The organism is Aeromonas sp. MdU4 (assembly GCF_041929505.1).
Lineage (GTDB): Bacteria > Pseudomonadota > Gammaproteobacteria > Enterobacterales > Aeromonadaceae > Aeromonas.
Genome location: NZ_JBHFMW010000029.1, coordinates 93,685 through 119,641, shown reverse-complemented (window position 1 = coordinate 119,641; position 25,957 = coordinate 93,685). Strand labels below are relative to the sequence as shown.

General features: G+C 61.9%; 21 protein-coding genes and 1 riboswitch. Of the genes, 8 read left to right on the top strand and 13 right to left on the bottom strand.

Annotated features, from left to right (window positions below; genetic code table 11):
• Positions 1 to 422: 422 nt before the first annotated feature.
• The 9 genes from thiH to ACE1BR_RS17670 all read right to left on the bottom strand — a co-directional run bounded on the left by thiH (position 423) and on the right by ACE1BR_RS17670 (position 9,109).
• A complete protein-coding gene (gene thiH, locus ACE1BR_RS17710) occupies positions 423 to 1,649 on the bottom strand; it encodes a 2-iminoacetate synthase ThiH (protein ID WP_374872689.1) in 1,227 nt (408 codons plus the stop codon).
• A 17-nt stretch (positions 1,650 to 1,666) separates the two neighbouring features.
• Entirely contained in the window at positions 1,667 to 2,434 is a 768-nt protein-coding gene (locus tag ACE1BR_RS17705; protein ID WP_374872561.1) for a thiazole synthase, read from the bottom strand.
• 1 nt (position 2,435) lies between these two features.
• The gene (gene thiS / locus ACE1BR_RS17700; protein ID WP_374872559.1) at positions 2,436 to 2,642 is read right to left on the bottom strand and encodes a sulfur carrier protein ThiS; all 207 of its coding nucleotides are present in this window, start codon (positions 2,640 to 2,642) and stop codon (positions 2,436 to 2,438) included.
• On the bottom strand, positions 2,639 to 3,415 hold the full coding sequence (locus ACE1BR_RS17695) for a ThiF family adenylyltransferase (RefSeq protein ID WP_374872557.1): 777 nt from the start codon (positions 3,413 to 3,415) through the stop codon (positions 2,639 to 2,641). Before ACE1BR_RS17695 ends, thiS begins: the two co-directional genes overlap by 4 nt.
• A 56-nt stretch (positions 3,416 to 3,471) precedes the next feature.
• A complete protein-coding gene (gene thiE / locus ACE1BR_RS17690) occupies positions 3,472 to 5,085 on the bottom strand; it encodes a thiamine phosphate synthase (protein WP_374872555.1) in 1,614 nt (537 codons plus the stop codon).
• Entirely contained in the window at positions 5,082 to 7,073 is a 1,992-nt protein-coding gene (gene thiC, locus ACE1BR_RS17685; protein WP_374872553.1) for a phosphomethylpyrimidine synthase ThiC, read from the bottom strand. Before thiC ends, thiE begins: the two co-directional genes overlap by 4 nt.
• A 279-nt stretch (positions 7,074 to 7,352) precedes the next feature.
• Positions 7,353 to 7,465: riboswitch (TPP riboswitch) on the bottom strand.
• Between the two features lie 77 nt (positions 7,466 to 7,542).
• Complete coding sequence (locus tag ACE1BR_RS17680; RefSeq protein ID WP_374872551.1) at positions 7,543 to 8,058, bottom strand: MerR family transcriptional regulator; 516 nt, start codon at positions 8,056 to 8,058, stop codon at positions 7,543 to 7,545.
• Positions 8,059 to 8,114: 56 nt separating this feature from the next.
• Positions 8,115 to 8,600 carry a hypothetical protein gene (locus tag ACE1BR_RS17675; protein ID WP_374872549.1) on the bottom strand — a complete coding sequence of 162 codons (486 nt, stop codon included), beginning with the start codon at positions 8,598 to 8,600 and terminating at the stop codon, positions 8,115 to 8,117.
• An 86-nt stretch (positions 8,601 to 8,686) separates the two neighbouring features.
• Positions 8,687 to 9,109 carry a hypothetical protein gene (locus tag ACE1BR_RS17670; RefSeq protein WP_335816127.1) on the bottom strand — a complete coding sequence of 141 codons (423 nt, stop codon included), beginning with the start codon at positions 9,107 to 9,109 and terminating at the stop codon, positions 8,687 to 8,689.
• 88 nt (positions 9,110 to 9,197) lie between these two features.
• On the opposite strand from ACE1BR_RS17670, the gene ACE1BR_RS17665 reads away from it, so the two are divergent.
• Complete coding sequence (locus tag ACE1BR_RS17665) at positions 9,198 to 9,866, top strand: response regulator transcription factor (protein WP_374872547.1); 669 nt, start codon at positions 9,198 to 9,200, stop codon at positions 9,864 to 9,866.
• Entirely contained in the window at positions 9,863 to 11,107 is a 1,245-nt protein-coding gene (locus tag ACE1BR_RS17660) for a sensor histidine kinase (RefSeq protein ID WP_374872545.1), read from the top strand. The genes ACE1BR_RS17665 and ACE1BR_RS17660 overlap by 4 nt, the downstream gene beginning before the upstream one ends.
• Before the next feature lie 84 nt (positions 11,108 to 11,191).
• Here ACE1BR_RS17660 and rimK read toward each other — a convergent pair whose 3' ends face one another.
• The 3 genes from rimK to metH form a co-directional block, all read right to left on the bottom strand.
• Positions 11,192 to 12,088, bottom strand: coding sequence for a 30S ribosomal protein S6--L-glutamate ligase (rimK, locus tag ACE1BR_RS17655; protein WP_374872543.1), 897 nt, complete (start codon positions 12,086 to 12,088; stop codon positions 11,192 to 11,194).
• Positions 12,089 to 12,201: 113 nt separating this feature from the next.
• Positions 12,202 to 13,356, bottom strand: coding sequence for a Gfo/Idh/MocA family oxidoreductase (locus tag ACE1BR_RS17650; protein ID WP_374872541.1), 1,155 nt, complete (start codon positions 13,354 to 13,356; stop codon positions 12,202 to 12,204).
• 7 nt (positions 13,357 to 13,363) lie between these two features.
• Complete coding sequence (metH, locus tag ACE1BR_RS17645) at positions 13,364 to 17,047, bottom strand: methionine synthase (protein ID WP_374872539.1); 3,684 nt, start codon at positions 17,045 to 17,047, stop codon at positions 13,364 to 13,366.
• Positions 17,048 to 17,250: 203 nt separating this feature from the next.
• Here metH and ACE1BR_RS17640 point away from each other — a divergent pair, with 203 nt between their 5' ends.
• From ACE1BR_RS17640 to melR, 6 genes are all read left to right on the top strand, one after another.
• Positions 17,251 to 18,528: a cation:proton antiporter gene (locus ACE1BR_RS17640; RefSeq protein ID WP_374872537.1), complete on the top strand. Its 1,278-nt coding sequence runs from the start codon at positions 17,251 to 17,253 to the stop codon at positions 18,526 to 18,528.
• A gap of 502 nt (positions 18,529 to 19,030) precedes the next feature.
• Positions 19,031 to 19,207: a hypothetical protein gene (locus tag ACE1BR_RS17635; RefSeq protein ID WP_374872535.1), complete on the top strand. Its 177-nt coding sequence runs from the start codon at positions 19,031 to 19,033 to the stop codon at positions 19,205 to 19,207.
• Positions 19,208 to 19,436: 229 nt separating this feature from the next.
• Positions 19,437 to 20,459, top strand: coding sequence for a LacI family DNA-binding transcriptional regulator (locus ACE1BR_RS17630; protein ID WP_374872533.1), 1,023 nt, complete (start codon positions 19,437 to 19,439; stop codon positions 20,457 to 20,459).
• A 114-nt stretch (positions 20,460 to 20,573) separates the two neighbouring features.
• The gene (nhaC, locus tag ACE1BR_RS17625; RefSeq protein ID WP_042012971.1) at positions 20,574 to 22,037 is read left to right on the top strand and encodes a Na+/H+ antiporter NhaC; all 1,464 of its coding nucleotides are present in this window, start codon (positions 20,574 to 20,576) and stop codon (positions 22,035 to 22,037) included.
• A 1-nt stretch (position 22,038) separates the two neighbouring features.
• On the top strand, positions 22,039 to 23,229 hold the full coding sequence (locus ACE1BR_RS17620) for a MalY/PatB family protein (protein WP_374872531.1): 1,191 nt from the start codon (positions 22,039 to 22,041) through the stop codon (positions 23,227 to 23,229).
• A 172-nt stretch (positions 23,230 to 23,401) separates the two neighbouring features.
• The gene (gene melR / locus ACE1BR_RS17615) at positions 23,402 to 24,322 is read left to right on the top strand and encodes a transcriptional regulator MelR (protein WP_374872529.1); all 921 of its coding nucleotides are present in this window, start codon (positions 23,402 to 23,404) and stop codon (positions 24,320 to 24,322) included.
• A 48-nt stretch (positions 24,323 to 24,370) separates the two neighbouring features.
• On the opposite strand, the gene ACE1BR_RS17610 is transcribed toward melR, so the two are convergent.
• Positions 24,371 to 25,957 carry a hypothetical protein gene (locus tag ACE1BR_RS17610; protein WP_374872527.1) on the bottom strand — a complete coding sequence of 529 codons (1,587 nt, stop codon included), beginning with the start codon at positions 25,955 to 25,957 and terminating at the stop codon, positions 24,371 to 24,373.

Sequence of the window (25,957 nt, the reverse complement as noted above, 5' to 3'; positions counted from 1 at the left end):
TCTGGTTAGAACAACTGGCAACTCATAAACAACAGCAGCAAGCAGTGCGGTTATCTATCCCTCCGATTTGCTGCCGCGGTCTGTTATCACTGGGAATCAGCGTCTTTAGCGGTTCAAAAACGGTACCCAACTCCACCAAACAAAAACAGTGCAATGCGCTCCGCTTATTGCACCCTACGCAGGCTACATAGCCGCCACCGGCCACCCCTTGCCCCAAATCGGCCATTGCTTATGGTCGCAATGACCCATTCAATAAGCTGACCCGCACTCACGATTTTTGCACTGGTGAGACGACAGTTATAAACATCGTTACACCAGAGAGACAATCCTGCGGCCGCAGGCAAAAGGAAACGGCAAGCAGTGGCGGGGATCTGCCCCTCCGATCTGCTTGCCGCTATCTGTTACCGCAGGTGTAAACGTCGTTAGCGACCCAAAAACGGTTCCCAGTCCTTGAACACCGGCTGCAACCCCGCCTGCCGCACGGCGGCCGCCACTTCACCGACCGGACGGTCGTCGTGGATGGCAAACTGCTCCAGCTCCTCTTTATCCCCCTCGGCATAGCCCCCCGGCTGGGTGCGCGATTCGGCCGACATCTGGGTAATGCCAAGGCGCACCGCACCGTTGCGAAAGGTGGCTGACTCGCGGGTGGAGAGGGACAAGTCCAGCGTGGGCGAGAAGAGGCGCCAGGCGCAGATAAGCTGGGCCAGCTGGCGATCCGACATGACCACGGCAGGCTCCAGCCCACCGGTGCAGGGGCGCAGGCGCGGGAAGGAGAGCGAATAGCGGCTCTGCCAGTGGTGGCGCTCAAGCCAGCTCAGATGCTCGGCGACGAAGTAGCTGTCGGCGCGCCAGTCCGAGGAGAGACCGATCAGCGCCCCCAAGCCGATTTTGTCGATACCGGCGCGGCCCAGCCGATCCGGCGTGGCGAGGCGCCATCCGATGTCCCGCTTGTTGCCACGCAGATGGTGGCGGGCGTAGGTGGGGGCGTGGTAGGTCTCCTGATAGACCATGACGGCGTCGAGACCGAGGCTCTTCAGCTCGGCATAGTCGGCCTGCGAGAGGGGCTGCACCTCCATCCCCACCGTGCTGAAGTGGCGGCGGATGATGGGCATCACCTCGCGAAAATAGGCGAGCCCCACCTTGTGCTCGTGCTCGCCGGTCACCAGCAGCACGCTGTCAAAACCGCGCGCCTTGATGGCCAGACACTCGCGCTCTATCTCCTCTGCATTCAGGGTCTTGCGCTTGAGGCGGTTGCTCATGGAGAAGCCGCAGTAGGTGCAGTCGTTGGCGCAGAGGTTCGACAGATAGAGCGGCACATAGAAGCCGATGGTGTTGCCAAAACGCTGGCGGGTGAGCCGCTCGGCCTCGGCTGCCATCTGCGGCAAAAATGCCTCGGCAGCTGGCGAGATCAGCGCCATAAAATCGGCCAGCGTGCGGCGCGGGGCACTCAGGGCGCGTGCCACATCGGCGGCAGTTTTGGCGCGGATCTGCATGCCGATATCGTCCCAATCCAGCTCCTGCCATCGGTCGAGAAAGGAAGGCTCCTTAGCCCTCACCCCCAGCCCCTCTCCCTTATTTTGTGAAGAGCCGAGAGGGGGGCTATCACTCGGGAGCACCTGAGGTTGTGCAGAAGGCTCGGAGCGACCCATCGCACCAGCATCATGACTCATAACGCCCCCAGAAAATCGGTGAGCGGGCTGGAGGCTTGCGCCTGCTGGGCGCGGGCGCCAAGGCCTGCCTCATAGGCGCTGCGACCGGCGGTGCAGGCCAGCGCAAAGGCGCGACCCATGGCGACCGGGTCGCCGCTCACCGCGATGGCGGTGTTGACCAGCACGGCATCGGCGCCCAGTTCAAAGGCGGCGGCCGCGTGGCTCGGTGCACCGATGCCCGCATCCACCACCACGGGCACATTGGCCTGCTCGACGATGATGGCGAGAAACTCCCGGGTCACCAGCCCCTGATTGGAACCGATGGGGGCGCCGAGCGGCATCACGGCGGCGCAGCCCACCTCTTCCAGCCGCTTGCAGAGCACGGGGTCGGCGCCGCAGTAGGGCAGTACCACAAAGCCCTCTTTCACCAGCTGCTCGGCGGCTTTCAGCGTCTCGATGGGATCGGGCAAGAGATAACGGGGATCGGGGTGGATCTCCAGCTTGAGCCAGTTCGTCCCCAGCGCCTCGCGGGCAAGATGGGCGGCAAATACCGCCTCGGCGGCGGTCTTGGCGCCGGAGGTGTTGGGCAGCAGCTTGACCCCGAGTTGCTGCAAGGGGCTCAGGATATCGTCGTGAGCCTTGCCCGGCTCGAGCCGCTTGATGGCCATGGTGACCAGTTGGGAGCCGCTCGCCTCGATGGCGGCGGCCATCAGTTCCGGGCGGGCAAACTTGCCGGTGCCGGTAAAGAGGCGCGAAGAGAAGGTGTGATCGGCAATGGTCAGCATGTCAGCCTCCCGCAATGGCGGTGAAGAGGTGAAGTTCGTCTCCGTCATTGAGACGGGTCTCGGCCCAGCGGCCACGGGGCAGCACGGCACCGTTAAGGGCCACCGCCACCCCCTGTGGATTAACGTCTTGCGCCGCCAGCAGGTCGGCCACACTCAGCCCTGCCGTCAGCGACTGGGCTTTATCGTTGAGTCGAATGGTCAAGGTCATGGGGTGATCTCCTTATCGTGTGTCGGGCATCGGCGCAGCCCGCAAACCGGGCAATCGGGGTCGGGAGCCAGAGTGAGGGTCTGCCACTGATGAGTCAGGGCATCGAAGCGGCGCAGAGTGCCAGCGACCGGACTTGGCATCCCGAGCAGCAGCTTCAGTGCCTCCAGCGCCTGCAAAGAGCCCATCACCCCGACCAGCGGGCCGGTGACGCCGCTGCTCTCGCAGCTCTGGCTCACCTTGGTATCCAGCGGATAGAGGCAGGCGTAGCAGGCGTGCTCCGTACCTGTGCGCGCCATCAGCTGCCCCTGCCAACCCACTGCGGCGGCGGAGATCCAGGGCTTGTCCTGAGCCACGCAGGCGGCGTTGATGGCCTGGCGGGTGGCGAGGTTGTCGCAGCAGTCGATCACCAGATCTACCTCGGCCACAAACTCCGGCAGGTTGGCGGCATCGAGCCGCTGGTTGATGGAGATCAGCTCCACCAGCGGGTTGTGGGCCGCCAAGCGCTCGCGGGCCAGCTCCGCCTTGGAGTGGTTGACCGCCTCGCTATCGAACAGGATCTGGCGCGGCAAGTTGCTGGAATCGACCGTATCGCCATCGGCCAGCCACAAGGTGCCCACCCCGGCCCCGGCCAGATAGAGGGCGAGCGGCGAGCCGAGCCCGCCGAGACCGACGATCAGTACCGATTTATCCTTGAGCCGCGCCTGACCCACCTCCCCCACTTCCGCCAGCATCAGCTGGCGGCCATATCTGAGGTATTCAGCATCAGCCAACATCAGTGCCTCCCCATCCGGCCAGCGAGGTAAGCTGGCGGGCTGAATCGCGCAAATACTCAGCACCAGAGAGCATGTTCCACCTCCCTTATGGCAGAAGCCGAGCGTGGCTCATCCCCCGCCCCCACGGCAGCGAGCAGCCGCTCGGTCGCCCCCTGCCAGTCGTCGCTCGCGGTGATCGCCGAGACCAGCGCGATGCTGCCGACTCCGCTCGCCTTGACCGCCGCCACCCGCTCCTCGCTGATGCCGCCGATGGCTACCGTCGGCCACTCCGCCATCAGAGCGCGGTAGTGGTGCAGCCGCACCAACCCCTGCGGACGCGAAGGCATCGCCTTGGTGTTGGTCGGGAAGATATGGCCCAGCGCGATATAGGAGGGGGCCAGCTCGCGCGCCCGCATCAGCTCGAAGTAGCCGTGGGTGGAGATGCCAAGGCGCAGCCCGGCCCCCTGAATGGCGGCGAGATCGGCGGTCTCCATATCCTCCTGTCCCAGATGCACGCCCCAGGCACCCGCCTCGATGGCCTGCTGCCAGTAGTCGTTGATAAAGAGCCGCGCCCCATGGCGGCGGCCGAGCGCCACAGCCTCGGCAATGGCCGGTGCCACCTGAGCGGCGGGCAGATTCTTGATCCGCAGCTGGATGGTCTTGACCCCAGCCCCCAGCAGGCGGCGCAGCCATTTGACCGAATCCACCACCGGATAGAGGCCGAGGTTGTGTTCGGTCGGCGCAAAGGAGCCCTCCGGCAGGCGGGCGCTGCTTGTCTCATAAAGCCCGAAGCGGTGATCGAGGGTTGAACCCGCCAATACGGCGCGGGGGAAGTGAGCCAGATCGGCGGGCCAGCCGAGATGGGCGATGGGTCCCGGGCCTGCCCCCACTCCTTGCGCCGCCGCCAACCCCTGTTGCAGGTAGGCACGAGCGAGGGTGATGGCGTCCTCCACCGGGTAGTCCTGCGCCACCACGGCGGCGATAGCGCTGGCGTAGCAGCAGCCGGTGCCGTGGCCGTGGCGGGTATTCAGGCGCGGCGCCGCCAGCCAGAACTCGCGCTGCGCATCCTGGTAGTAGTCGAGGCAGAGCTCGCCGCTCCACTCCAGATGACCGCCCTTGACCAGCACGGCACGGGCGCCGAGTTCACGCAGCCGCCGGGCGGCGAGGCGCACCAGCTCGGGGCTGCTGACCGGCAGACCGGTCAGGGCCTCCAGCTCGGGGCCGTTGGGGGTGATCAAGGAGAGGCGCGGCAACAGCTGCTCGCGCACCGCCGCCAGCATATTGGGTTCCGCCATCGGGGTGCCGGTGCTGGCGATGGCCACCGGGTCGTAGACCACGAAGGGAGCCTCGATGGCCGCCAGTCGGCGGGCCAGCACCTCGACATGGAGCCGGGTCGGCAGCAGGCCGATCTTGATGGCGGCGGGTGGCAGATCGACGCTGAGGGCGTCAATCTGGGCGGTGAAGGTCTGCATCAGCACGGGGTCGACCATCTTCACCGCCACCGAGTTCTGGGCGGTGATGGCGGAGATAACCGAGCAGCCGTGCACGCCGAGGTCGTGCAATGTGTGCAAGTCGGCCTGAATACCGGCACCGCCGCCGGAGTCGGAACCGGCAATGGTCCAGACCACAGGCAGCAAGTCCGTCACGGGCGACAGATCGGCGGGGCTGACAGCCCCGCTTGCGCAGCTCACGCCTCCTCCCCTGCGGCCTGTTTCAGCGCCGCCGCCTGATGGTAGATCTCGCCACCGGTCTCCTTGAAGGTCTCTGCCATGCGGGCCATGCCGCTCTCCACCTGAGCCACCACCTGCTCCTGCTGACCATCCATACCGACCAGCTTGATCTCCACCGCTTCAAGCTTGGCTGCGTAGTCGCGCACATCCTGAGTGATCTTCATGGAGCAGAACTTGGGCCCGCACATGGAGCAGAAGTGAGCCACCTTGCCGGACTCCTGCGGCAGGGTCTCGTCGTGGTAGGCACGGGCGGTGTCGGGGTCGAGGGCCAGATTGAACTGATCCTCCCAGCGGAACTCGAAGCGCGCCTTGGACATGGCGTTGTCGCGGATCTGGGCGCCCGGATGCCCCTTGGCCAGATCGGCGGCGTGAGCGGCGATCTTGTAGGTAATCAGCCCCTGCTTCACATCCTCCTTGTTGGGCAGCCCCAGATGCTCCTTGGGGGTGACGTAGCAGAGCATGGCGCAGCCATACCAGCCGATGAGCGCGGCGCCGATGCCGGAGGTGAAGTGATCGTAACCCGGCGCGATGTCGGTGGTGAGCGGGCCCAGGGTATAGAAAGGCGCCTCGTGGCAGTGCTCCAGCTGCTCGGTCATGTTGCGCTCGATCATGTGCATCGGCACATGGCCCGGCCCCTCAATCATCACCTGCACGTCGTACTCCCACGCGATCTTGGTCAGCTCGCCCAGGGTGCGCAGCTCGGCGAACTGGGCCTCGTCGTTGGCGTCATAGACGGAGCCCGGGCGCAGACCGTCACCGAGGGACAGGGCCACGTCATAGGCGGCGCAGATCTCGCAGATTTCGCGGAAGTGCTGGTAGAGGAAGTTCTCCTTGTGGTGGGAGAGGCACCACTTGGCCATGATGCTGCCGCCGCGGGAGACGATGCCGGTGAGGCGCTTGGCGGTCATCGGCACGAAGCGCAGCAGGACGCCGGCGTGGATGGTGAAGTAGTCCACCCCCTGCTCGGCCTGCTCCAGCAGGGTGTCGCGGAACAGCTCCCAGGTGAGGTCTTCGGCGATGCCGTTGGTCTTCTCCAGCGCCTGATAGATGGGCACGGTACCGATGGGCACCGGGCTGTTGCGCAGGATCCACTCGCGGGTCTCGTGGATGTAGCGGCCGGTGGAGAGATCCATGACGGTGTCGGCGCCCCAGCGGGTGGACCAGACCAGCTTTTCCACCTCCTCTTCGATGCTGGAGGTGACCGCCGAGTTGCCGATGTTGGCGTTGATCTTCACCAGAAAATTGCGGCCGATGATCATCGGCTCCGCTTCCGGGTGGTTGATATTGCTGGGGATAATGGCGCGACCGGCGGCCACCTCATCGCGCACAAATTCGGGGGTGATGTTCTGGGGCAGGCGGGCACCGAAATCGCGGCCCGGATGCTGGGTGCGCAACAGTTCGGAGCGCACCCGCTCGCGCCCCATGTTCTCGCGAATGGCGATAAATTCCATCTCGGGAGTGACGATACCGGCACGGGCGTAGTGGAGCTGGGTGACCCGGCGGCCCTGCTTGGCACGGCGCGGTTTTGGCAAGTGCTCGAAGCGCAGGTGATCCAGCCCCTCGTCGGCCAGACGCTCCTGAGTGAAGGTGGAGCTGAGCCCCGGCAGGGCGTCGGTGTCATCGCGCTCCAGCACCCAGTGTTCCCGCAGGCGCGGCAGGCCGCAGCGCACGTCGATGGCGACCCCCTCCTCCCCGTAACGGCCCGAGGTGTCATAGACCGGCACCGGCTCGTTGGGCTCGAACCGGGGAGCCTCTTTGGTGCCGCCGACGAAGGTGTCGGCCAGCTGGATTTCCCGCAGCGGCACCCGGATATCGGCGCGGGAGCCTTCGATAAAGATGCGGCGGGAGTTGGGGTGAGCCATCCCCTTGAGGCTGTCGATAAATGCCTGGGCGCTGGAGCGCTGCTCGCGGCGGCTGGATTTGGCGGTATCAGATACAGAAGTAGACATAGCAAAACTCACATTAACTGGTTGAAGTTATGGGTGTTTGCTTGTCTGGAGTTCGAGGAGAAGATGAACTTGCGGCGGGGTATTTATGTCAGGAGGGAGTGCGCGCGGGATGGATCTCCGCTCTGCTGTTCTGCCACTTCCCGCTCTCTGCACTCTGTGGGCAAGGCGCCCCACGTGCTGGACAACCGGACGGGACAGACTCCCTCCTGTGCGCCCTGACCCATCAGGGTTACCCCTTCGATGAGCGGAAGAGGCTTGTTCCTCCTCCGGCGCGGTAACCCGCAAGTTACCCTTGTTCCCTTCGCAGGTTTTAACCTGATCAGGTTCCACGGATCCCGAATTAACGGTCTCAGCTTCGCGTCGTTCGACGGTCAGCACTCCGACAAGATGGCGCCAGTATAAGGGGGAAAATCTAAAGCACAAGCCGTTAACAATATGGGTCAACGGCTGGTGCTGTGGTCGGACCGGGTTACTCCCCGCGCGACCAGGTGCGGATGGCGGCGATCTCCGCGGTGGGGATCTGCAGGGATTCGAGGAATTCCTGATGGGCCTGTGGCTCCATCTTCTCGAACTGGATATGCCAGTTGCGCATCATCTCTTCGGTCATGCCTGCGGCCTGCATGATGGCAACCCAGCGTGCCTTGTCTACCATGGGGATCTCCTCGTGTGTCTGTTGGCGATAGAGGATGATGGCCCGCTGTTGCCGCCTCAGCTCGGCGATCTCCTGCTCCAGTCGCAGCAGATGACCATCGAGGCAGGAGTGGCTCTCCTGCCTTGCCGCCAGCAGGGTGCCGATCTCTTCGAGCGGCAGCCCCATGGCACGAAAGCTGGCGATCTGCCGCCCCCGTTCCAGCTCGGCCTCGCCATAGCGGCGATAGCCGTTCTCCCCGCGCAGGGCGGGAAGCAGCAGACCGAGACGTTCGTAATAGAGCAGGGTGGTGCGGCTCAGGCCCAGTTCTCTGGCCAGCCGGGTAATCGTCAACATAGGGGTTCCTTCATCCAACGGGCAGAGGATAAACCCGCCTATCGTAGACAGGTCAACTACTCCTCCGGATTGATGACAAGGATTTCGCTTAAGCGGCCCTGTTCGTCGCGGGTCAGCACCAGCGCACTCCCTTCATGCAGATCGGCGGCCGAGCCGTTGACCCAGCGAACAACCGGATTGAGTGATACTGTGCCCAGAGTGGCCAGCGTGAGCTGCCGGTCATCGAAGGATTGCAGGCGATCTTGCACCCGCTGCCACTGTCCGGATCCCGCCGGAGATCTGGCCGTCAGCAGCTCAATCCGGGTGGCCACCCCGTCGGCGACCAGCAGGGAGAGCTGGTCGCCGGGTTTGAGTGGCTGCGGCCAAATCTCCCCCTGCCGCCAAACCGGAGCGCTGCCTCGCTCCACCTCGATACCCTGAAATTGCAGATGGATGCCGTCATCGCGCTCCAGCTCCACCAGCCATAATTCGTCGGCTCCCGCCTGCGCCGCCCAGAGCGGTACACCCAGCATCCATGCACACCACTTTTTCGCTTGCTCCATCTTCGTTCGTCCCTGAACAAAAAGCCCATGCTGGACAAGCATGGGCTTCATTCGGGAGCATTTCTAATCGGAACGCAAAGATCGGATCAGTCATCCTCGCGGCAGCGGCTCAGGCGCATGCCGTCAAACTTGCACTCCAGCTCGAGCCAGCGCCCTTCAAACGGCGCCAGACTGTTGTCCGAGGTGGTGTAGCCCCAAATCCGCCCCCCTTCGACCGGCCCTTCCAGATCCATCTCGCCCTTGTCATCTTCGTCGAGGGCTTCGACCTTGCGCACATAGCGCACGCCGTTCTCCACCACGCCCTTCATCTCGACCCAGGTACCGCCGAGATCATCTTCGTTGAGCCAATCCTTGAAGCGGGTCTGATCGTCGATCACGAACGGCATGCCGTTGACCATCAGCTGGCCAAGCTGCCAGGTGGTGCGGCCGATCAGCTTGAATTCGGTCGCCTGTGCGGTGCCAAGTGGCAACAAGATCAGCAACAGGAGGGCGCAGAGAGACTTCTTCATCGGGGATCCTCGGGGTTACACTGGCACACAGGATGCCATATCCGGTGTGAAAAGAGCGTGAAACGCTCACCAACCAGGAGAGCAAAGCATGAAGATTTTGGTAGTGGAAGACAATCCTCAGGTGGCGGAGACCATCATGGATTATCTGGAGCTGGCCGGTCACCGCCTCGATTGTGCCTATCACGGTCAGGCCGCGCTGCAACTGCTGGAGGAGCAGCGTTTCGACGTCATCATCATGGATGTGATGATGCCGCGCCTCGATGGGCTCAGCACGGTAGCCCGCCTGCGCGAGCAGGGGATTGCCACCCCGGTACTGTTTCTCACCGCCCGCGACAGCCTGGAGGACAAGCTGGCGGGCTTCAAGGCGGGGGGCGATGACTATCTGGTCAAGCCGTTCGCCATGGAGGAGCTGGAGGTGCGGCTGCAAGCCCTCAGTCTGCGCGGCCCGCGCGGCGATGTGGGGGCCATCAGCTTTGGCGATCTGACGGTCGATGTCGCCAGCGGCCGCGCGACCCGCGCCGGTGAGCCCCTCAAGCTCGGCAAGATCCCGTTCCAGATCCTCGCGCTGCTGGCCCGCCGCGCCCCCGCCATCGTCAGCCGTCAGGAGGTGCTCGACACCGTCTGGGGGGATGAGGAGCCCGACTCCGACGCCCTGCGCAGCCACATCTACGCCCTGCGCAACGCGCTGGATAAACCCTTCCCGGCACCCATGCTGGAAACCCTGCATGGTCAGGGCTACCGACTGGTGAGCGAATGAGCCTGCCCAGCCTGCGCCACCGCCTGATCATGGCGCTCGGGGGCGCGGGCGTGGTGCTGCTGATCCTGCTCTCCGGCCTGATGATGGTGGCCGAAGACAAGATGGAGGAGCTGAGTCTGCGCCACTGGCTGGAGGCGGAAGTGACCCGCTACAGCGATGACTGGCTGCGGCTCGGCCCGGCCGCGGCGGCCCCGAGTCCCAGGCTGTTTTCCAGCTACTGGACCGAGGCGGGCCGCCTGCCGAAGTGGCTGCGGCCCTACCGGACCCCCGGCTTTTTCGAGCATCAGCTGGGCAAGGAGGACAAACACTTTCTGGTCGCCCGCCACCCCTCCGGAGAGGGGATGCTCTATCTGGTGTTCAACGACGATGCCGACGACTACCTCGATCCCTACGAAGACAAGCTGCGCGCCGCAACCTGGCTGATCGGGCTGGCACTGCTGCTTGGCTGCCTTGGCTTCGGCATCTGGCTGGTACGTCATATCACCGGGCCGCTGCAACGGCTGCAGCACAGGGTCGCCCACCTCACTCCGGATCAGGCAGATTTCGAGCCCGACGCCCCCTGGCAGGAGCTGCGCGATATCGAACTGGCACTGTTGGCCGGTAAACAGGAGGTGAGCGCGGTATTCGCCCGCGAGCAGGAGTTCAGCCGCTTCGCCAGCCACGAGCTGCGCACTCCCAACATGGTGATTCAGGGCTCGGCCGCCCTGCTCGGCAAGGTGACGGATCTGCCTGCTCCGGCAGCCCGCGCCACCACCCGCATCCGCGCCGCCGCCGACGAGATGGCGCTGCTCACCGAAACCTTCCTGCTGCTGGGTCGCAAGGAGGAGGTCGAGCGGCCACTGCAGCAGGTGACCCCGCTGATCCGCCAGGAGCTGGCCCGCCTCGCCCCGCTGTTGCAGCGGGAGGCTCTCGACATTCGCCTCACTCTGGACGAAACCAGCGAGGTGAATGCCCCCCTCTCCCTGCTCGCCATTGCCCTCGGCAACCTGCTGAAAAATGCCCTGAGCTATGCCGAGGGGCATATCGAGATCGAGCTGTGTGGCCCGGTGCTCACCATCAGCAACCCGACGGCGGCAGCGCCGGATCAGATCCTTGGCTACGGCTGCGGCCTCACCATCATCCAGCGTATCTGCGAGAAGCTGGGCTGGCAGATCGAGACCCGGCTGGAGGATGGCGTTTTCAGCGCAAGGCTGGCGATGATCGCCGCCGAACAGTTCCCTCTCCCTCCGGGAGAGGGCTAGGGTGAGGGCGCTGCGGCACCAGCCAGAAACAAGCAAGGCGCCCAAGGGCGCCCTGTTTCTATCTGATAGCTGCAAGCCCGAGGCTCACTCCGCCGGTTTGTTCTTGCGGCTCGCCTTGAGTTCGAGGAACTCGATGATCTTGCCTGCCACATCCTTGCCGGAAGCGGCTTCCACCCCTTGCAGGCCGGGGGAGGAGTTCACCTCCAGCACCAGCGGGCCGCGGGCGCTGCGCAGGATATCCACCCCCGCCACATCCAGCCCCATGATCTTGGCGGCCTGTACGGCGGTGGCGCGCTCTTCCGGGGTGATCTTGATCGCCTCGGCGGTGCCGCCACGGTGCAGGTTGGAGCGAAACTCCCCCGGCTGGGCCTGACGGCGCATGGCAGCCACCACCTTGCCATTGACCACCAAACAGCGGATGTCGGCGCCATTGGCCTCGCGGATATACTCCTGCACCAGGATGTTGTTATTGGTCTGGATAAAGGCCTCGATCACGCTCTCGGCAGCCTTCTGGGTTTCGCAGAGCACCACACCAATCCCCTGGGTCCCCTCCAGCAGCTTCACCACCAGCGGTGCACCACCCACCATGGTGATGAGATCCGGCACGTCGTGGGTGCTGTGGGCATAGCCGGTCACCGGCAGGCCGATGCCGTGGCGGGAGAGCAGCTGCATCGCCCGCAGCTTGTCGCGGGAGCGGCTGATGGCCACCGAGCTGTTGAGGGCCATGGTGTTCATCATTTCGAACTGGCGCAGCACGGCAGTGCCGTAGGCGGTAATGCTGGCCCCGATCCGGGGGATCACGGCGTCATAACTGCCCAGCTCCCCACCCTCGTAGTGAATGGAGGGGTTATGGGAAGCGATATTCATATAGCAGCGCAGGGTGTCGAGCACCTCGACCTGATGACCGCGCGCCTGAGCAACCTCAACCAGACGACAGGTGGAGTAGTTTTTCGGCTCACGGGATAAAATGGCAATCTTCATGAAAATGACAGACCTGATAATCGGGCTGGAGAGTATAAGGTGCCACGGAGCGCTGACAACGCCAATCCTTTCCCCTCACCATTTGCCTTTTTGTCATTACCCGTAAAACAGATTCAATGGGGCCCGCGCAACTGCTGCTGCAAGGTGAGCAGCAGGGTAACCTCTTGCAACCGGCGCGTCGTGGCCCCACCCCAGCCTTCAGCAGGCAGGGGCGCCAGCAGGGTTTGCGCGATGCAGTCGCGATAGAGCGGCCCTTCATGCAGCCACCGTTGCGCCTCTACCGACAGGTGTTCGGGCCCATGCAGGTGTTGGTCGCGCTTGTCGCTGCCACATGTCTCCCCGTAATAGTCCAGCCACTCCTGATTACCGCTGCGAAACAGCTCGATACGCCGTCCATCCTTGAGGTGCAGAACCAACCCCTTGCGCTCGATACCCGGCCCGGCGTACTTGTCGAGCCAAAGGACCAGCGGAACACCGGATGCTTCGCCGCGCAGACAGGCACGCCCTTCAGCACTCTCCAGATCGCCACGGGTAATGGGTTGGCCCAATCGATCGACCACCCCTTCAGCCACCAGCGTCAGCCGGTCATCGCCGTCGAGGGCCACCAGCAGCTCGCGGATCATCGCCAGCAGATGGGTACCGATATCTAGGATCACCCCGTCTGGGTGACACAGCACCCGCCGATCCGGCTCGCCGGTGGCAAAGTTGAGGGCATAGGGACGCCCCTCATCATCCATGCCACATGGCTCCAGCAAGAAGCCCTCTACCAACGCGACCTCCGCCAGCGTGACAGGTGCAATCGTGCCAAACAGTGGAGTATTTGGCTGAAAGTTCGACGAAGGGTTCGGTTGAGTGCACGGCTGCCAGCTGTCATCCAACGCCCCACGCAACAACCGCTGAACGGCATTGCGGGCCATCCAGTGATCCAGTGCCAGCACCCGGGCGGCGATCTGCGGATCGGCCAGCAGCTGTTGCAATCTGGCTTGGTGGGCCAACGTCGCCACCACCGGCTTCTCCACCAGAATCAAGGGAATGGCGCTCTCCAGCGCCTGCTCCAGCACCGGCAGATGCAGCAGAGAGGGGGTCGCAATCACCAGCCGATCGAGGGGCTGCGCCAGCAGCGCCTCAAGGGTTGGCAACGAGGTCACCCCCGGCAGGCTGCGGGCTGGGTCAAAACCCCATAGCCGCACTTCGGCACTAAGGGTGTGCAAGGCCGGTAGATAGGCGGTTTCGACAATGCTCCCCAAACCAACCAAGCCAATCTTCATCAGCACCTCAATTGAGATTGGGGGCGAGCCAGCGCTCGGCCTCTGCCAACGTCATCCCCTTGCGGGCGGCGTAATCTTCCACCTGATCTTGCTGGATCTGCGCTACCGCGAAGTATTTGCTGTCAGGGTGGGAGAAGTACCAGCCCGACACCGCCGCCCCCGGCCACATGGCATAGGATTCGGTGAGCTGCATGCCGATGGCTTGTTCCACTTCCAGCAGCTCCCAGATGCTGCCCTTTTCGGTGTGCTCCGGGCAGGCCGGATAACCGGGTGCCGGGCGGATGCCCTGATAGTTCTCGCGAATAAGCTCCTCGTTGCTGAGGGCTTCATCAGGGGCATAACCCCAATGCACCTTGCGCACCTGTTCGTGCAGGTACTCGGCAAACGCCTCGGCGAGGCGATCGCACACCGCCTGAATGAGGATGGCGTTGTAGTCATCGTGATCCGCCTTGTAAGCCTTGGCGATAGCCTCCTCACCGATGCCGCCGGTCACCGCGAAGGCGCCGATCCAGTCGGCTTTGCCGCTCTCTTTCGGCGCCACATAGTCCGCCAGACAGTAGTTGGGGAAGCCCTGCTTCTCACTCTGCTGACGCAGGTGGTGCAGCACCTTGATGACTTCGCTGCGCGACTCGTCGCTATAGACCTCGATGCTGTCCCCCACTGCGTTGGCCGGGAACAGGCCGATAATACCGGCGCAGCGCACGCTCTGATCCTTTTCCAACTGATCGAGCATGGCGTTGGCATCGGCAAACAGCTTGGTCGCCTCCTCGCCGATGATCTCGTCCTCGAGGATGCGCGGATACTTACCTGCCAGCTCCCAGCTGAGGAAGAACGGCGTCCAGTCGATGTAGGGGCGCAGCACCGAAATGGGTACATTCTCGAACTTCTGCACACCCGGCTCGCGAGGCTTGGGCGGCTGGTAGCCAACCCAGTCCAGCTTGTGCCGGTTGGCACGAGCGTGGGCCAGACTGACCGGGCGGGAGCGCGGCTGCTTGCGGGCGTGCTGATCCCGGGCAATCTCGTACTCCTTGTCGATGCGGGCGACAAACGCCGCCTTGAGATCCGGACTGAGCAGGCTCTGGGCCACCCCCACCGCGCGGGAGGCGTTGGAGACATAGACCACCGGCTCGGAGTAGTTCTGCTCGATCTTCACCGCAGTGTGCGCCTTGGAGGTGGTGGCACCGCCGATCAGCAGCGGCAGCTTGAAGCCCTGACGCTCCATCTCCTTGGCCACGTGCACCATCTCGTCCAGCGACGGAGTGATGAGGCCAGACAACCCGATGATATCGGCGCCCACTTCCCGCGCGGTCTTGAGGATGGTCTCGCAGGAGACCATGACCCCGAGGTCGACAATCTCGAAGTTGTTGCACTGCAGCACCACCCCGACGATGTTCTTGCCGATGTCGTGCACATCCCCTTTCACAGTGGCGAGTACGATCTTGCCATTGCTGGAGCCGCCCGATTTTTCTGCCTCGATATAGGGCTGCAGATAGGCCACCGCCCGCTTCATCACCCGGGCCGATTTCACCACTTGCGGCAGGAACATCTTGCCCGCACCGAACAGGTCACCGACCACGTTCATGCCATCCATCAGCGGCCCCTCGATGACGTGCAGCGGCTTCTCGGCCCCGGCGCGCGCCTCTTCGGTATCCTCTTCGATAAAGTCGGTGATCCCCTTGACCAGTGCGTGCTCCAGCCGCTTGCCCACCGGCCAGCTGCGCCATGCCTGATCCCGCGGATCCTCCGCCTGGGCACCGGCACCGCGATACTTCTCGGCGATGGCCAGCAGCTCTTCGGTGGCGTTGTCATTGAGGTTGAGCACTACCGCCTCGACCTTCTCTTTCAGCTCCGCCGGAATGTCTTCATAGATGGCGAGCTGACCGGCGTTGACGATCCCCATGTCCATGCCGTTCTTGATGGCGTGGTAGAGGAAGACCGCGTGAATGGCTTCACGCACCGGCTCGTTGCCACGGAATGAAAACGAGACGTTGGAGACGCCGCCGGAGATCATGGCGTGGGGCAGGTTCGTCTTGATGTCCTTCACCGCGTCGATGAAGTCCACCGCGTAGTTGTTGTGTTCATCGATGCCGGTCGCCACCGCGAAGATGTTGGGATCGAAGATGATGTCTTCCGGCGGGAAACCAACCTGATCCACCAGAATGCGGTAGGCCCGCTGACAGATCTCGAACTTGCGGGCGCGGGTATCAGCCTGACCTTTCTCGTCAAACGCCATCACGATAACTGCTGCGCCGTAGCGACGCAGCAGTCTGGCCTGCTGGATGAACTTCTCCTCTCCCTCCTTCATGGAGATGGAGTTGACCACCGGCTTGCCCTGCACACACTTGAGGCCCGCTTCCAGCACTTCCCACTTGGAGGAATCGATCATCACCGGCACCCGGGCTATATCCGGCTCACCGGCGATGAGATTGAGGAAGCGCACCATGGCCGCTTCGGCGTCCAGCATCCCCTCATCCATGTTGATGTCGATGATCTGGGCGCCGCTCTCTACCTGCTGCTTCGCGACATCCAGCGCCTCGTCGTAGAGCCCCTCCTTGATCAACCGCTTGAACTTGGCCGAACCGGTGACGTTGGTGCGCTCACCCACGTTCACGAACATGGAATCAGGGGTAATGATCAGCGGCTCAAGACCCGACAACCGGCATGCCACCGGCAGCTCGGGCAGCGCGCGCGGCTTGAGGCCCGCCACGGCGTCCGCCATGGCGCGAATATGGGTCGGGGTGGTGCCGCAGCAGCCGCCAACGATATTGAGAAAACCGCTCTGGGCCCACTCGCGGATATGGCTCGCCATCTCGGCGGCATCCAGATCGTACTCGCCAAAGGCGTTGGGCAGCCCGGCGTTGGGGTGGGCACTGACATGGGTCTCGCTGATACGCGACAGCTCTTCGACATACTGACGCAGCTCATCCGGTCCGAGCGCACAGTTGAGGCCGAACGAGACCGGTTTGACGTGGCGCAGGGAGTGATAGAAGGCTTCGGTGGTCTGGCCGGAGAGGGTACGACCGGAGGCATCGGTAATGGTGCCGGAGATCATCACCGGCAGGCTGTAACCCAGCGCCTCGAACACCCCTTCCACCGCGAAAGCGGCCGCCTTGGCGTTGAGGGTATCGAAGATGGTCTCGATCAGAATGATGTCGGCGCCACCCTCGATCAGGGCATGGGTCGATTCGGTATAGGCGGCCACCAGCTGGTCATAGGTGACGTTGCGTTTGCCGGGGTCGTTCACATCCGGCGAGATGGAGGCGGTACGGTTGGTCGGGCCCAGTACCCCTGCCACGAAGCGCGGCTTGTGGGGCTCTTTCGCCGTCCACTCGTCCGCCACGGCGCGGGCCAGCCGGGCCGCCTCGCGGTTGATCTCGGCCGAAAATGCTTCCATCTCGTAATCGGCCATGGCGATGCGCGTGGCGTTGAAGGTGTTGGTCTCGAGAATGTCGGCCCCGGCAGCGCAATACTGCTCATGGATCTCGCGGATCACCGCCGGACGGGTCAGCACCAGCAGATCGTTGTTGCCCTTGATGTCGGTGTGCCAGTCGGCAAACCGCTCGCCCCGATAGTCCGCCTCTCCCAGCTTGTAGCCCTGGATCATGGTGCCCATGGCCCCGTCGATGATCAGGATCCGATCCTTGAGACAGGCTTCCAGTTTGTTTGTCACATCCGACTTTTTGTTCGACACCGCTCGTTCCTCTCACATCCATGCAACTGCGTAACAAGCATCCTAACAGCAAACAAAAAAAATGGAAATCTAGCCGTCTATCTGTCTAAACATGCCGAGATATACTCCTTTATGGGTAATGAGTAACATAGGGCTCGAGAGTACCCTATGCCCGTCCCGCATGGGGATACGTGCTTGCTGTCTACTAATGAGAAAAAATAACTATGAGCGTCTACTACACACTCTGTTTTCTGGCAGCGTTGGCGATCTTTATCGCCTTTGCCAACCAGTATGTTGTGAAGATCCAGACCACCATCGCCATCACAGCCGGTTCCATGCTGATCTCCGCGCTGCTGGTGCTGTTCGGTAAAATGGGCTGGTTCAATCTGGAACCTCTTGCTGTCAAAACCATGGAGAGCATCGACTTCCAGAACTTCCTGCTGAAGGGGATTCTGGGCTTCCTGCTGTTTGCCGGTGGGCTGGGGATCAACCTCAAGGCACTGCGCAGCCAGAAGTGGGAGATCACCATTCTGGCCATCATTGCCACCCTGCTTTCTACCTTCTTGATTGGCTACGGTTTCTGGTTCATCGCCAAACTGCTGGGCTGGGATCTGCCGCTGGTCTACTGCATGCTGTTCGGTGCGCTCATCTCCCCTACCGACCCGATTGCCGTGCTGGCCATCGTCAAGAAGATGAAAGCGCCACCCCAGATCGCCATCCAGATCGAAGGGGAGTCCCTGTTCAACGACGGTGTTGGTCTGGTGATCTTCGCCACCGTCTATGCCGTCGCGTTTGGCGGTGTCGAGCCCACCTTTGGCAGCGTCGCCGGTCTGTTCCTGCATGAAGCCCTCGGTGGCATCCTGTTTGGTGCCGTGCTGGGCGTCATCGCTCACGTGATGATCAGCGCCACCGACGACGGTTCGCTGGAACTGCTGCTGACCCTCTGCATCCCGACCGCCGGTTTTGCCCTCGCCAACATGATCGGTGTCTCCGGCGCACTGGCCATGGTGGTTACCGGCATCATGATCGGTAACTGGACCCGTCAATCCGGCTTCTCCGAGCAGAGCCGCCATCACCTGGATCACTTCTGGGAGTTGATGGATCAGTTCCTCAACGCCCTGCTGTTCCTGCTGATCGGTCTGGCGCTGGTACTGCTGGAACTCTCCTGGCATGACTGGGTACTGCTGGTCATCGCGGTGCCGCTCTGCCTGGCTGCCCGCTTCATCAGCGTGTCGCTGCCCTATGTGGCCTTCCGCAAATTCCGTACTTACAACACCTTCTCGGTGCGGATCCTCACCTGGGGTGGTCTGCGCGGTGGTCTGGCGATGGCCATGGCACTGGCACTGCCTTCCGGCGTCATGATGATCCCGGAACACGGCGTTGACCTGCGTCAGGTCATCCTGGTGATGACCTACTCGGTGGTGATGTTCTCCATCGTGGTGCAGGGCATGACCATCACCCCGATGATCACTGCCGCCAAGAAGGCCTGCGGCGACTACTAAGTCACCCACGGTGCTGATTGCAGAATGAAAGAGGGCTCCCGTCGGGAGCCCTCTTTTTATGGCTGATCGTTGCGGCCTATTTGCGACTGATAGCACCTTGATTACACAGATGAAAAGCGTGCTTACTTCAACATCGCCAAATTATTGTTTGCTTTTTATTCATTTCGAAGAGAGAATGCGCCCCGGCTAGTTAATCAGCCCTGTTTATGTTCGCAATGCTTCAACGTTAGATGAATCCTGCCAGTACACACATAACCTCCCTCTGATTTACTCGCCTTGAGAACCGTCAGGCTGTCTGCCTGCGTTGCCCGGCTCTCACGGTGCAGACCCGATCTGCCCACCCAATTTGATTTATGCATCAGCATATTCCTTGAAAAGTGCAGACGCCCCTTAACCGGGCTGGGTATTCCTGCGCGCTTGTCGTTCACCCAATCGACCGCGCCCATTGACCTGACATTTGCCAATACAAGGAGCAAACACCTAATTTATATAGAGAAATACCATGATGAAAGCCGTACAAACACACAAGCCCCTGCGTCGTAGCAAACCCATCAACCTGCCCCCGCAAGAGCAGGATTCCGATGCGTTCCTGATCCAGTTCAGCACCCGCTTCACCGGCGGTTTCGCCATCTCCTGTGATGGTATCGCTGGCGAGTTCTCCATCGAAGACCTCAACTGATCCTGCCTGCCCTCCGGCAGCGCCCGATGCAGACAGGCCGCAACTCACGGCGGCCTCTTTGCCTATTCCTTCCCTAGATCTCAGCACCACTATTCATTTGCCTCCCCTCTCTCACTAGAGTGCAACGCCGATCACAAATCGAAGTAAAGCAAGCCCGCCGAGATAGCTGACATAACGAGTTGTCGCTATAAGGAAGCCCCTTATTTCCCGCGCACCAAAAGGCAATCAGATGGCCACGATCAGAGAGGTAGCCGCACTAGCCAAGGTCTCGACTGCCACCGTTTCAAGAGTGATCAATAGCTCTGCCTATGTCGAACCTGCAACACGGGAACGCGTCGAGAAGGCGATGCGCACACTCAACTATCGTCGGGATATGGCGGCGGTCGCGCTGGCCAAGCGGAGCGGTAATATGCTTGGCCTGTTGACCGGCAATCTGGCCGATCCCTTCTTTGCCAGACTGGCACGCGGTGTTGAGACAGTTAGCCGGCAACATGGATTCCGCTTGATGGTGTGCAGCGGCTCACACCAGAGCGAGCAGGAACAATATGGCCTCGAGTTTCTGATCAATCAGGGCTGCGAAGCGATCGTTGCCCATACCACTCGTCTATCTGACGACTTGTTGCTCCGTTATGCCTCCCATATGCCAGCGCTCATCCCTATCAACCGCTATCTGCCCGAGCTGGCTCACCGCAGCGTCTGGCTGGACAACCGGGCAGGCACCAGAGCGGCCGTCGACCATCTGGTGGCTCAAGGCCATCGTCATATCGGTTTCATCACTTGCGATCTGCCCATCGCCGATCGGCAGCTGCGTCTGGAGGGATATCAGCAAGGCATGTCTCAATATCATCTGGAGATCAAACCAGGCTGGGTTATCAGTCAACCCTTTACCGAGGAGGGAGGCGAGCTGGCCGCTGCACACTTGCTGGCTGAGTGCCCGGAAATCACTGCGGTGCTCACCTTCAACGATGTAATGGCAGCAGGCATGATGGCGCACCTGAGAAAATGCGGGCGACGACTCCCCGAGGATCTGTCGATTATCGGGTTTGATGACATTCTGCTGGCTCGCTATCTCTACCCGACTCTCACCACCCTTCACTACCCGATAGAGACGATGGCCAAACGGGCTGCAGAGCTGGCCATCGCCCACCTGCAACAGCAGGAGCCGGGCCCGGGCCGCCATGAATTCAGCCCTTCACTGATTATTCGAGAGTCTGTTTCGCCACTGATTCAAGCCCCAATCTTGCAACCATGATCACGTTTCATGACGCCATGTAACCGGTTACATGACCACCATGCAAGGCTCACATTTTCACCAACCTGTTCACCACACAATGGCGACATGTTCTGAAGCGATGGATCCACTGTGATGAAACAAGAGAGAAAAACCCTGACCCTGGGGCTGGCTGCATTACCCATTCTGGTAATGCTCGGGCTCCTGATCGTTGGCTATGTTCTGATGGGACTGCGCATCGAGCCACTGCTCCTGCTGTCCGCCGTCTTCACCGCGCTGCTGGCCTGCTGGCAAGGCTACAGCTGGGACGAGATCATCCAGTCCATCGTCCAGAAGCTGGCCAAGGCGATGCCTGTCATCCTTATTCTGGTCTGTGTCGGCGGGTTGATTGGCAGCTGGATGTTCAGCGGCACCATCCCCTACATGGTCTATTGGGGGCTCAAGCTGATCAGCCCGCAGTACATTCTTATCGCGGCTTTCTTCATTACCAGTCTGGTCTCGGTCTGTACCGGTACATCCTGGGGTTCGGCAGGCACGGTCGGGGTGGCCCTGATGGGGGTGGCTCACGGTCTGGATGTCTCTCTGGCTGCCGCAGCCGGTGCCGTGGTATCCGGCGCCTATTTCGGTGACAAGATCTCCCCCCTCTCCGACTCAACCAACTTTGCCGCCATTGTGGCCGATACCACGCTCTACGCTCATATTCAGCATCTGCTCTGGACCACGTTGCCAAGCTTTTTGCTGGCTGCCTGCGTCTTCTTTTTCGCCGGTTTTTCTGCCATCGGGGAAGAGGTGGCCACACCGGAGAAGGTACTCACCATCCTGTCCACGCTGGAGCAGCTTTACCACTTCAACCCTCTCCTGCTGTTGCCCCCGCTGATTGTGCTGTGGGGTGCGATCGCCAAGAAGCCCACCATCCCCTTGATGCTGCTGGCCAGCGCCATCGCTATCGGCCTCGGGATCACCATGCAGGGATTGCCGCTCCAGTCCGGTTTCAATGCCCTGATCGACGGCTTCAACCTCACCATGTTTACCCCGCTGGGTCATGACATCAGCCAGCTGATCCCCGATATTCCCCGCCTGCTCAATCGCGGCGGCATGTTCTCGATGATGAGCACCATTCTGCTGGTCTTCTGCGCCTTCTCCTTCGCGGGGGTACTGACGCTGACGGGCGCACTCGATCTCATCATCAATCGCCTGCTGACGCTCATTCACTCCACTGGCCAATTGATCGCCTCGACCATCGCCACCACCCTGCTGGTCACCGGAGCCACCAGCGATGGCAAGCTGGCACTGCTTATCCCGGGCGAGCTGTTTCAGGATGCCTACCGCCGCATGGGGCTGGATACCAAGAACCTCTCCCGCACCATTGAAGATGCTGGCACAGTGATTGAACCCCTGATCCCGTGGACTGCCGCTGGTGTCTATATGGCGGGCACCCTTGGGGTCTCGACGCTCGATTACCTGCCCTGGGCCATTCAATGCTATGCCGCCATCTTCTTCGCTCTTGCCTACGGCTTTACCGGCATCGGCATTGCGCGTACAGGCCAGCAAGAGTTAAGCAGGGAGCCACTGACCATGACTGTGGCCAAGGAGCAATAAGATGTCAGACCATAACTTCGACAGCGTGATTGATCGCCACAATACCAACTCCATCAAATGGGACTGCATGCCCCAATACCTCGGCATTGATGGCAGCGACCTGCTGCCGATGTGGGTATCCGATTTCGACTTTGCCTGCCCGCCAGCCGTGCAGCAGGCTCTGCAACAGCGGGTGGCCCACGGCGTCTTTGGGTACAGCGAACGGCGGGATGACTACTTCACCGCCATGCAACAGTGGTTTGCCCGGCGCCATCAGCTCACCATCGAACGGGAGTGGATCCACTCCATCGAGGGGGTGATCCCCGGTATTTCACTGCTGTTGCAAATGCTGACACGACCCGGAGAAGGGGTGGTTATCCAGGGCCCCTGCTATGGATCCTTTGCCAAGGTCATCGGCCTGAATGAACGACGCCTGCTCGACAATCCACTGCAACGCACAGGGAACAGCTACCGGATGGATCTGCCGCAGCTGGCTCACCTCTTCAAGGTGGAACGCCCCGCCATGATGATCCTCTGCAATCCCCACAACCCGACCGGCAGAAGCTGGACCTTCACCGAGATCTATGAGTTGGCAACGCTCTGCCAGCAACACGACGTGACGCTGGTATCAGACGAGATCTGGGCAGACCTGCAGCTGGATGGACACAGACATACCTCGGTGCTCTCCCTGCCTGCCCATCTGTTGCCAAACATGGTGGTGGCGACCTCCGCCAGCAAGAGCTTCGGTCTCTCCTCGCTGCGCATCTCCAACTTCATCATCCCGGACCCTGCGCTGCACCAGCGCTTTAAACAGCGTCTCGACGCCCATGGTCTGGATGTGTTCAATGCGCTCTCCATGGAGGCGGCTACCGCGGCCTATCAACACGGCGAGGCATGGCTAAACGGCTTGCTCGCCTATTTGACGGAAAATCGCCGCTGGTTCGCCACGCAGCTGGCAACCCGGTTGCCGGGTCTGCAACTGATGGACGCCGATGCCACCTATCTGGCCTGGATCGATTGCCGCCAACTGGGGCTAACGGACGATGAGTTGAAACAGCGGCTCATTGCAGAGGCAAGCATAGTCCCGTCGATGGGGGTCGGTTTTGGTGACGGGGGCCAGGGCTTTATTCGCCTCAATCTCGGCTGCCCACGCAGCTATCTGGAACAGGCACTCAATGGCCTGGAGGCGCTGGTCGCTAAGACGCAGGTCTGAGTGACACTGGCCGGGAGCTACATTGCCCCGGCCTTTATTCCATGCGCCAGTGTGAGCTGGCCAGCAGTTATCATCCTCGGCGAACCCCACGATGTAATAACTGAACTGTCAGCACAGGCAGGCAGACAAATTGGTGATACAAAGTGAGGCTCACTCACCTTGATTGATTGCGATGACAACTAAGCCTGAGCGACCCTATTTCTCCAGTGTGCATGAGCTCGATGAAGGACTGAGCAGCCCGCTCTCGCTCTACTCCACCTACGAAGCTGTCGATGTGGAGCTGCGCCCTCCTCACGAAATGGCCGGTTACCACTGGCACGGACAAGTGGAGGTCAACATCCCGTTCGACGGCGATGTGGAGTACACCATGAATGGCCAATCCTTCACTCTGGCAGCTGGCCATGCAGGCCTGTTCTGGGCCGCCATCCCCCATCAGCTGACCCGCATCGGCAACTGCTCGCAGATGGGGCTGATCAATATTCCAATCCACCTCTTCCTCTCCTGGCCCATCAACCGGGAGCTGCTGACTCAGGTCACCCACGGAGGAGTACTGCAATCGCGATCGCCCATGCTGGTCAGTGAATTCGAGCTGGACCGCTGGGCCAGGGAAAGCCGGATGGATGACCCCGGCCGCCAGCAGCTGGCCGCCGACGAGATTTGCCTGATGCTGCGGCGCATCGGGCTGGATGGCTGGACCCGTCTGCTCGCCAACCACAGCAATCAGGGCGCAGCATCGGGCGGCTCGAAACACTCCCAGTTCCATGTGCAGCAGATGCTCGAATACATTGCCGCCCACCACGATGCCCCGCTGACCACCAGGGAGCTGGCCGACCACGTGGGGTTGCACCCCAACTACGCCATGGGGCTGTTTCAGAAGGTGATGCAGATGAGCATCAAGCAGTACGTCACCGCGATGCGGATCAACCATGCCAGAGCCCTGCTCAGCGATACCGATCGCACCATCCTCGATATCGCCATGACTGCAGGGTTCAACTCCAGCAGCCGCTTCTATGAGACCTTCCAGCGTTATCTGGGGCTGACCCCGAGTCGCTACCGCCAGCTGAGCCGGGAGCGGGCCCGCTCTTCGCCATAAATTCCCAATAAAAAAGGGGCTCACGCCCCTTGCTCACTCTCTTTGCTCTCAACGGGGCGGCGTCGACACCGTCACCCGACCACCCGGCGGCACAGTCACCTCGACCGCACTCACAATGACACCGTTGAGACGCAGCGAACGGGCCTTGCGCAGCTTGCCATCCACCAGCAAGAATCCGTGGTTGCCCGGGAAACGGGCTTCCCAGAACAGGGCGCGCGGCCCCTTGTTGCCCAGCTCGCTGGCAGTGACCCCCTCATGGCGCAGTGACAACCGGTGGGCTCCGACTGGCAGTTGCTCGATGGCCACCCAGTCGATGGTCGCGGGCAATCGGGGCAGGGTCGCTACCCGGTGCGCGGCCGCATCCGGCTCAACCCCCATCATCCCCTCCACGGTCTGCGACACCAGCGTAAAGGAGATCTCCGGATAGTCGCCATTGGTGCCCTGACTCGGCCGCTCGTGGGGCTGATCTCGCTTGGCCAGGATGTAGCGCATCCAGCGCCACGCCTCCTCGTTGCGCAGATAGGGGAAATAGGTATCCGGCAGATAGGTGTAGGCCTCGATGTTGGCGGGTGCCTGCGGTGTCGAGCCGATCCCGTCGCCCACCATCTCGCCGATATAGTCGAGATAGCGGTCATTGCGTGCACCGGGATCGGAGAGACGCTTCATCGGAATGAACCAGCTGTTCTCCTTGCCAAAATCGTTGCGCTTGCTGAGGTTGCTGTCGAGTATGCGGGCATAGTGGCCTTCCTCATCCCCGGCAACCCGGCTCCACTCCTCGTTGAAGTAGCGTTTCAACTGCGCCGCCTTGCGCTGCCAGACTTGCGCCGCCCGCTTTTCACCGCGAGCCTGCAGCATGGCGGCATAAGCCAGAGTCGCCTGATATTGGGAGCCGATGGCATCGGCTGCCTCTATCGGGTGCTCACCCCGCTCGTTGTAGGTGCAGGAGCCCTGAAAAATCCCCCCTTTGCCCTCGGCAATCCCGTTGGGGTGCTGCTCGTCATGCAGAGCGATGAAGTCGGTCATCACCTTGCCGTAAAAGGTCCACAGTTCGGGATCCTCGATGTAGCGGCGATCCCCGCTCCAGAGGTAGGCGTGATAAGCCTTCTCCACCAGCTCGAACTGGGCAGGCACCTCGCGCACGAACCAGCTGTCGTCCTTGTAGTCGATGGTGTGGGGAGAGCCGTCAAAGTTGAAGGCCCAGAGGGTGTACCACTTGCGCGCCTCGGTGGCGTTGCGGGCAAACACCTTGAACATCGAAAAGTTCTCGGCGCGCCAGCCAGCAATCTCGGCACCGGCAACCTGATGGGCAAAGTCGCGCCCGTAAAACGCCGTCCGGTCGTAGTAACCGGCCCAGTAGGAGGGGAGATAGTCGTGCAGACCCGTACCATCCCCGGTCGGGTGGTTCTCGTCCTTGTTGGTCACGCCGCGCTGGCCGGTCATGATGAACTGCGCCGTCTTGGCTGCCGCCCAGTTGAACCCTTCCGCCAGTTCGGCACTGGAAGAGCTGAGATGCACTGCCGGTTGCGATGCCATCTCCCCTCTGGCGGCGACTGCCTGCTGCGTGCAAAGGGTGGCGATGCCAGCGGCCATCATGGCGCATGAGAGACGGGCCCGGCGACTCATTGGATATCCCAT